Origin of the sequence: Kribbella monticola, assembly GCF_003261635.1 — a bacterium.
GTDB lineage: Bacteria > Actinomycetota > Actinomycetes > Propionibacteriales > Kribbellaceae > Kribbella > Kribbella monticola.
On record NZ_QFXK01000089.1, the window covers coordinates 54,514 to 62,419 of the forward strand.

The following is a 7,906-nucleotide window of genomic DNA, read 5'->3' on the forward strand; positions in this document are numbered from 1 at the left end:
TGTGACCGGCTCAGCCGTTCTGAGACCTGGCGGTGTCTTCGTGGACGGCTGCGACTCGGGACGAGCGCAGCAGGTGCCGAAGGGCATCGGCGTCGACGGTGAGCGACAGTTGCGGCGTGTACGCGAAGCGATGAACGTTCCGCACCTGATAGCCGGCAAGCTCAGCCAGTACTGCGGTTTGCGCGGCGCTGATCTTCTTCCGCTGCACCTGCCGGGCGTGCTCGTCCGGCAGGTCGCCTTCGGCGGTGTACTGCCCCGCCAGCCGGACGATCACAGGCAACGAGCCGCCGGCCGGCACCCGGGCGAGCAGAGTGCTCTCCGCGTCCGGCGTCGGCGAGGATTCCCCGCCGACGCCGCCGCCCCCGCATGCCGCGGTGAGGACAACCGCCACCACCGCGACAACCAGCCCGATCGAACGCAAGGCTTCCCCCGATGCCCCAGCGCGACCCCCGTGGACCGCGTACACCCCATCCTCAGGACAGGTCTTCAGAAACCCTTAAAGCCGACGTACCGCACGCGACAAAGCCTCGCCCGGCGATACGTCGTACGGGCTAGCCGGCGAAGCGTCGTACGGGCGAGCCGGCGAAGCGTCGTGCGGGCTAGCCGGTCAGCGCCGTGCGGAGCTTCTCGGCGTACGACGCGGCTTCGTCGTCGTCCGCGTACTTGGTGCGCGGCCAGAAGAATCCGCGCAGCCTGTCACCCTTCGTCCGCGGTACGACGTGGACGTGCAGGTGCGGCACAGACTGCGACACAACGTTGTTGACGGCAACGAACGACCCCTGCGCCCCGTACGCCGTACGCACGGCCGCCGCCACCGCTCGGGCCGCCCCGAAGAGCGGCACGGTCAGCTCGTCGGGCAGCTCGACCATCGTGGCGATGTGCTCGCGCGGCACCAGCAACGTGTGCCCCTTGAAAACCGGCCGGATGTCGAGGAATCCGAGCACGTCCGGCGACTCGTACACGAGGTGCGCCGGCGTCGATCCCGCGATGATCGAGCAGAAGAGACAGTCAGCCATCAGCCCAGTTTCTCGTCGATGAAGCACCAGCGCCAATCCTCGCCCGGCTCGAAGCTCCGCATCACCGGGTGACGCGTCGTCTCGAAATGCTTGCTGGCATGGCGTTCGGGGGAGGAGTCGCAGCAACCGACGTGACCGCACTGCAGGCACAGCCGCAGGTGCACCCACGAGCCGCCGTCGGCGAGGCACTCCTCGCAGCCCTCCGGGGTGTTCGGCGTCAGGACGCACGGCGCCTGCTCGAGGTGCTCGCATTCGGCGCCGGGCGCCGGCTGGATCCGCAGCGAGTCGGACTGCCCGCCGACGTCGTCGGCCTCGGCCCGGTCGAGAATCGACTCCTCGATGTCGAGCTGGATCTGAGCCCGTTGCAACACCTCGTCGGCGACCAGACCGTCGTCCCGCACTTTGAGGATGTGCCCGCGCTCGGCCTCCAGCATCGCCATCCGCAGTCGCCGGTAGGCCTCGCTGGGAGTTTCGTACTCCGACTCGGGCCGGCCGAGTCGCTCCCAGGCAGCCTGCGCGCGGGATTCACCACGCTGGCGAAGCAGTGCGATGACTTCTTCCGGATCATCCGGCGTGATCAGGCGATCGAGCTCGGCTTCGGCGGCCCGGTGCGCCCCTTGCAGTACGGCGGCCTCCTGCAGCGCGTCTTCCGCGGGATCCGGGCCGGGCAGGCGCAAACGCCGTACGAGCCACGGCAGGGTGGAGCCTTGGAGCAGCAGGGTTCCAGCGGTCACCGTCAGCGCGATGAACACCAGCACCTCGCGATGCGGCGTCTCTTCGGGCAGGACGAAGACCGCGGCGAGAGTGACCACACCGCGCATCCCGGCCCAGGACACGACCACCAGGCTCTGCCAGCTGACCGGCCCCGGCCGCGACCGGCCGAGGATTCGCCGAGACAGCAGAGTGACCGGGAAGAGCCAGATCGGCCGGAGCAGGATCACCGCTGCGAAGACGCCGACGGTGGCGATCGTGATCGTGCTCGTCGACAACGGGCTGTGGGAGACGTCGTCGAGGATCCAGCGCGTCTGCAGACCGATCAGCAGGAAGACCGTGTTCTCCAGCAGGAACTGGAATGTCCGCCAGTTGGTGCGCTCGGACATCCGGGACGCGGCGGACTGAATGATCGGAGCCTTGTGACCGAGCAACAAGCCGGTCACCACGACGGACAGCACGCCCGAGGCGTGGATCTCCTCGGCGGCGATGTAGGCGATGAAAGGCGCGGTCAGGCTGAGCGTCGTGTCGAGGACGGGATCGGTGAACCGCTTGCGGATCTTGGCCAGCACGATCGCGCACACCAGGCCGACCGCAACCCCTCCGCCGGCCGCCAGCAGGAAGTCCAGACCGACGCTCAGCGGGGTCGGCGAGTGGACGTCGCTGGGGTCGTCGCCGCGGATCAGGGCGATACTCGCCGCGCCGGCCGCGATCGCCGTACGGAGTCCGACCAGGGCGGTGGCGTCGTTGAGCAGGCTTTCACCCTCGAGGATCGTGACGACCCGGCGCGGCAGCCCGACCCGCTTCGCGATCGCCGTCGCCGCCACCGCGTCGGGTGGGGCGACGACCGCGCCGAGCGCGAAGGCCGCCCACAGGGGGAGCGGTTCGAGACCCTGCGACTTCGCCGCGCTACCGAGCAGCCAGTACGCGACCAGGCCGACGCCGATAGTGGTGAACGCGACCAGGCCGACCGACAGCAACCCGATCGAACGGCGGTGCTTCGAGAAGTCGACCAGGCTCGTCTTGATAGCCGCCGAGTAGAGCAGCGGCGGAAGAAAACCGACCAGGACGACCTCGTGGGACAGCTCGATCTGCGGAACGAACGGCAGGTACGACGCCGCGACGCCGACGACGACGAGCAGCAGGGGAGCCGACACCCCGATTCGCCGGGCCAGCGCTGCCCCGGCCGCCACCACGGCGACCAGAGCGACAACGAGGATCGCGATATGCACGGCCACAGTCTCGCAGTTCGGGGCCGATGGAGCCCGCCGGTTCGCCCACAGCGGAGCAGGTGACCCGCGCGTAACTTAGGGGCCTCATGGTCTGGTTCTCGTCGGTGGCCTGGTCTAGCGTGTGCGCACCGGGAGATGCCGATGACTAGGGGTCACCATGAGCCGCCGCCGCCCTGCTTTGCGAATCTCAGTCGCTGTCGCCTTGCTGGCCACAGCTGTCCTGCCCGTGGCGCCCGCTGCGGCCGCTGACGCCAGTACGACGAACGGCTGTATCGCCAGCGTCCCAGAGCCGGGCAGCACCACGCCGGTGCGGATCTGCTACTCGCTGTTCAAGCCCGACGGCGCCTCGGCCGGTCACACCGTTCCGCTGATCTTCCACAGTCACGGCTGGGGTGGCAGCCGGACCAAGGACCCGGCCGCCTTCAAGTCCTGGCTCGATGCCGGGTACGGCGTACTCAGCTTCGACCAGCGCAGTTTCGGCGAGAGCACCGGCGTCGCGCACGTGATGAACCCGGACTTCGAAGGCCGGGACGTGGTCAAGCTGGTCGACTTCGTCGCCTCCCTGGACTGGGTGACCAAGCAACGGCCGGGCGACCCGCTGATCGGCGCGATCGGCGGTTCGTACGGCGGTGGTTACCAGTTCGCCGGCGCTTTCACCGAGCTCCGCGATCGCGGTCGGACCAGGTTCGACGCGCTGGCGCCCGAGATCACCTGGTGGGATCTCAAGCAGAGCCTGGCACCGGACGAAGCGGCCCGGACGCTCTGGCTGGCGATCCTGTACGCCGGTGGCGGTACGCATCTACCGCCCGCGGTGGGCGCGGCCTTCGTCTCGCTGGTCACGACCGGGACCTGGCCCACTGGGCAAGCCGGCCGGGACCTCGACGCCTTCTTCGCGAAGAACGGCCCCGCGTGGCAGGTCGCGCACGGGCGCAAGCTGGACATCCCGGTGCTGTTCGGCCAGGGCCTTTCGGACAACCTCTTCAACCTCAACCAAGGCCTGCAGAACTTCCAGCACGCGCTGACACCGCGCGCCCGGCAGCGCTCGATCTTCGTCGGCTACAACGGCGGCCACACCTTGCCCAGCGTGCTGCCACCGGGATTCGCCACGCCTGGCGATCCTTGTTCCGTCGCGCTCGGCAGCCCTTCGTTCGGGGCCCTGGAGCAACGGTTCATGGCGCTCAACCTGCTGAAGCAGCAGACCGGGCTGACCGGCTTCGGCAGCTACCACCTCGCGACTGCCGACGGTCGTTGCCTCGAACAACGAAACCTGACGCCCAACACGCAGTACCGGCTCGGCAAGGTGATCACCTCGGCCAACCTCGGCTTGCCGATCCAGCTCGAACTGGCCAAGGGCCCGATCACCGTGGCCGGCGTACCGCGACTCCAGGCAAAGGTCAGCAGCCTGCTGCCGGACGCCGGCGCCTTCTTCGCCCTCAGTGTCGGCACCTCCGCGCTGGACGCCAAGATCGTCCAGAACAACACGATGCCGCTCCGCGAGCAGCGGGTGGTCCATGGCGCGCGTCGGTCGATCGATCTGCCCGGGATCGCGGTCGACGTACCGGCGGGCAAGTCCTTGTTCCTCACGGTTTCGCCGGTCGCCGACATGTTCGCCGGGCAGAACGGCCGGGTGCCGAACCTCTTGAAGCTGGACGACCTGAGGCTCAGCCTGCACCGGGTTCGGTGACGGTGCCGGCACGAGACGTGACAACACTTCGAACAACGTGCAAGAGATTGCCGGCGGCCCGCCCGCTCCACCAAGCTGGTCCGGCCGCCGGGTTGGGCTCAACACCGTCCGGCTGGGGCGGGGCGGCTCCAGCCGGGCCCAACCCGGCGCATCTCTTGCTCTTCAGCGAACTTTGTCGCGTCTTCAGCGGACCTTGTCGAGATATGTCTTGTACGTCGTGAGGAACGGCTCCTCGGTGGCGACCGCCCGGAACAACCAGTCGCACTCCCGCTGGGCCGCCTCGATGACGTCCTGCGGGTAGCCGAACTGGACCTGGTGCTCGGCGAACTCGTCCGCGTCGTCGACGTACACCGTCCCGTCCCGCTTCTTCACCACGTCGAGATCGAGATCGATCATGGTGAACTCGGTCTCGCCGAACGTCACCGGCGTGGTGACGTCGCAGTAGATCTCGGTCGAGCGCGGCTCGTCGTTGAAGATCGCTGTGAACCAGCGATCGCGCGGGAACAACTGCACGTGCGCCTGCGAGTGGAGCACCTCGGGCTCCTCGCCTCGCTGCGACACGGAGTTGGGCGGCACGCCGAGCCATACGCCGTACGAATCCTCACCGAGATACCGCATCACTTGATGCCAGTGCAGCCTCTGGTCATATTTGCGGTAGACCACCCGGACGTTGTGCATGGCGTCACCGTACCGGCGTGATCGGTCACCGGACGGCTCGCTATCCTGTGCCGATGCGACGGATGCTCATCACCGGCGGCGCCGGGTTCATCGGCTCGAACTTCGTGCACGACACGGTGCGCCGTGACCCCGACACCGAGATCACGGTGCTGGACGCCCTGACGTACGCCGGCAGCGAGAGCAACCTGGCGCCCGTGGCGGAGCAGGTCACCTTCGTGCACGGCGACATCTGCGACGCCGAACTGGTCGACAAGCTCGTCGCCGAAACCGACGTCCTGGTGCACTTCGCGGCCGAGTCGCACGTCGACAACTCGCTGAACGACCCGTCGCCGTTCATCAAGAGCAACATCATCGGCACCTTCACGCTGCTGGAAGCCGTTCGCAAGCACGACAAGCGGATGCACCACATCTCCACCGACGAGGTCTTCGGCGACCTCCCGCTGGACTCGGTCGACCAGTTCACCGAGGAAACGGCGTACGACCCCTCCAGCCCGTACTCCGCCAGCAAGGCGAGCTCCGACATGCTGGTCCGCGCCTGGGCCCGCTCGTACGGCGTGGCCGCGACGCTCTCGAACTGCGCGAACAACTACGGCCCGTACCAGCACGTCGAGAAGCTGATCCCGCGGCAGATCACCAACGTCCTGATCGGCGACAAGCCCAAGCTCTACGGCGCCGGCGAGAACGTCCGCGAATGGACCCACGTCGACGACCACAACGACGCCGTCCACCGCATCATCGCCGACGGCCGCCTCGGCGAGACCTACCTGATCGGCTCCGGCGACGAGCGCAGCAACAAGCAGATCATCGAGAAGATCCTCACCCTGATGGGCGAACCGTCCGACGCCTACGTCCACGTCAACGACCGCCCCGGCCACGACCTGCGCTACTCCAACAACTCCACCAAGATCCGCACCGAACTAGGCTGGACCCCCCACTACGCCGACTTCGACGCCGGCCTCTCCGCCACCATCGACTGGTACAAATCCAACACCTCGTGGTGGGAACCCCAGAAGTCCGCGGCAGAAGCCAAATACAAACTCCTCGGCCGCTAGTTGATCACCCCGGAGCAGCAGGCAATCTGCGACCGCTTCGGCGTAATCCCGGCAGAAGCGCCCCCAGACCTCAAGCTAGGCATCACCACCGACATCGCCTCTGCCCTACCCCTCAACGGCCTACGCCACCCCCCGGACCGCGACATTACGGGCTGGTACATCTGGTCCGGCGAGACCTTCCCCGACGCGGCCGACGCCTTCGCTCCACTCCACATCAGCCATCTCGCCACGCACTGCCCCGCGGTCATCCCGTACCTCGCCCTCCCACCTGGCTACCGCTTCCTCGTAACCCCAGGCCAGGAAGACATCTGGTACGACCCGTCCCTCCTCATCACCTGATGCGGCAGTACGCGCCGGTGTGACCGCTGCCACCTCGCGGGCTATCGGTGGCGCGTTACAGGAGTTGCAACTAGCTGCAATCTGTCGAACTGTCGTTGACAGTCTGTAGTCGCCTCGCTGACCATTAACAGCCGCCCGGCGTGAGGCACGGGCTGGATTGCCGGGGAGGGCATCGTGGCTCGTGGTGCGCGGGGATCAGTGCGGCCTGTCGCCGTTTTGGGAACTGTGGCGGCTTTGGTCGCCTCGGGTGGGATCGCGGTGATTCCCACGAGCGGGGCGCAAGCAGCGCCGATCAGGGTGATTCGCACCGAAGCGGATGCAGCGGCCAAAGCGGCGCAGACTGGCGAGGCGGTGGAGATTCCCGACCAGACCACCCCGACCACCCAGACCTTCGCAAACCCGGACGGTTCGCTGACTGCGAAGCTGTCGAACGCTCCAGTGCGGGTGCGCCGAGATGGCGCCTGGCGAGACATCGACCCGACGCTGGAGTTCCGCGCCGACGGATCAGTAGGCCCCAAGGCGACGCTTTCCGATGTCAGCCTCTCGGGAGGCGGCGTGAGCGCGCTCGCCAAGGTGGGGCTGTCGAAGGGCTCATTGCAACTCAAGGCGCCATGGAACCTGCCTCGACCAACGCTCGATGGAGCCAAGGCGACGTATGCCGATGTCCAGCCTGGCGTCGACATCGTCGTCGAGGCCACGACAGAGGGCGTCAGCTACAACCTGGTCGTGAAGAGCCGCGAAGCCGCGACGAACCCGACTCTGCGTTCGATCCACTTCCCGGTCTCGGCTTCGGGGTTGTCGATTCGAGCAAACCGCCCCGGCGGTCCCGCATACGTCGACAAAGATGGCCGGCTGGCCGTGACAGCGGGAGATGGCGTCATGTGGGACTCGTCCCAGTCGGCGCCCCAGCAAAAGACGGCAACCTGTCAACGCCGGTCGAACTCTGACCCGTCTGGTCCGGGTGAATGCTGACCCACCCGGGTTGGTTGGTGGTTGTTAGTCGTTGGTTTTGGCGGCTGCGGGGACGCGGCCGAGGTCGCGGTCTTTGAGGCGGTAGCTGTCACCTTTCAGGGAGACGACGTCGGCGTGGTGGACGAGCCGGTCGATCATCGCTGCTGCGACGACGTCGTCGCCGAAGACCTCGCCCCAGCGGCCGAAGGGTTTGTTGCTGGTGACGATGAGGCTGGCGCGTTC

Annotated in this window: 9 protein-coding genes; 4 read left to right on the forward strand and 5 right to left on the reverse strand. The window is 67.4% G+C overall.

What is annotated here, in order from left to right; genetic code table 11:
• Positions 1-10: 10 nt before the first annotated feature.
• The 3 genes from DIZ26_RS35100 to DIZ26_RS35110 all read right to left on the reverse strand — a co-directional run bounded on the left by DIZ26_RS35100 (position 11) and on the right by DIZ26_RS35110 (position 2,959).
• A complete protein-coding gene (locus DIZ26_RS35100; protein WP_112248875.1) occupies positions 11-421 on the reverse strand; it encodes a hypothetical protein in 411 nt (136 codons plus the stop codon).
• Positions 422-599: 178 nt separating this feature from the next.
• Positions 600-1,016 carry an HIT family protein gene (locus tag DIZ26_RS35105; protein ID WP_112248876.1) on the reverse strand — a complete coding sequence of 139 codons (417 nt, stop codon included), beginning with the start codon at positions 1,014-1,016 and terminating at the stop codon, positions 600-602.
• Entirely contained in the window at positions 1,016-2,959 is a 1,944-nt protein-coding gene (locus DIZ26_RS35110) for a Na+/H+ antiporter (protein WP_112248888.1), read from the reverse strand. The genes DIZ26_RS35105 and DIZ26_RS35110 overlap by 1 nt, the downstream gene beginning before the upstream one ends.
• Positions 2,960-3,116: 157 nt before the next feature.
• Between DIZ26_RS35110 and DIZ26_RS35115 the strand changes: the two genes are divergently transcribed.
• On the forward strand, positions 3,117-4,643 hold the full coding sequence (locus DIZ26_RS35115) for an alpha/beta hydrolase (RefSeq protein WP_112248877.1): 1,527 nt from the start codon (positions 3,117-3,119) through the stop codon (positions 4,641-4,643).
• Positions 4,644-4,826: 183 nt separating this feature from the next.
• Here the strand turns inward: DIZ26_RS35115 and DIZ26_RS35120 are convergent, their stop codons facing one another.
• Positions 4,827-5,321: a DUF402 domain-containing protein gene (locus DIZ26_RS35120; RefSeq protein ID WP_112248878.1), complete on the reverse strand. Its 495-nt coding sequence runs from the start codon at positions 5,319-5,321 to the stop codon at positions 4,827-4,829.
• A 53-nt stretch (positions 5,322-5,374) separates the two neighbouring features.
• On the opposite strand from DIZ26_RS35120, the gene rfbB reads away from it, so the two are divergent.
• From rfbB to DIZ26_RS35135, 3 genes are all read left to right on the forward strand, one after another.
• A complete protein-coding gene (gene rfbB, locus DIZ26_RS35125; protein WP_198676443.1) occupies positions 5,375-6,373 on the forward strand; it encodes a dTDP-glucose 4,6-dehydratase in 999 nt (332 codons plus the stop codon).
• Positions 6,374-6,712, forward strand: a complete 339-nt coding sequence (locus tag DIZ26_RS35130) for an immunity protein Imm33 domain-containing protein (RefSeq protein ID WP_232828878.1) — start codon at positions 6,374-6,376, stop codon at positions 6,710-6,712.
• Positions 6,713-7,009: 297 nt separating this feature from the next.
• Positions 7,010-7,684, forward strand: a complete 675-nt coding sequence (locus DIZ26_RS35135; protein ID WP_157979921.1) for a hypothetical protein — start codon at positions 7,010-7,012, stop codon at positions 7,682-7,684.
• A 24-nt stretch (positions 7,685-7,708) separates the two neighbouring features.
• Here DIZ26_RS35135 and DIZ26_RS35140 read toward each other — a convergent pair.
• Positions 7,709-7,906: ATP-binding protein (locus DIZ26_RS35140; RefSeq protein WP_198676444.1), on the reverse strand; the 198-nt coding region annotated here is incomplete at its 5' end.

Excerpts from the sequence above, each read along its gene's own strand:
- DIZ26_RS35120 (WP_112248878.1), bottom strand. The coding sequence starts at position 5,321 with ATGCACAACGTCCGGGTGGTCTACCGCAAATATGACCAGAGGCTGCAC.
- DIZ26_RS35115 (WP_112248877.1), top strand. The coding sequence starts at position 3,117 with ATGAGCCGCCGCCGCCCTGCTTTGCGAATCTCAGTCGCTGTCGCCTTG.
- DIZ26_RS35105 (WP_112248876.1), bottom strand. The coding sequence starts at position 1,016 with ATGGCTGACTGTCTCTTCTGCTCGATCATCGCGGGATCGACGCCGGCG.
- rfbB (WP_198676443.1), top strand. The coding sequence starts at position 5,375 with ATGCGACGGATGCTCATCACCGGCGGCGCCGGGTTCATCGGCTCGAAC.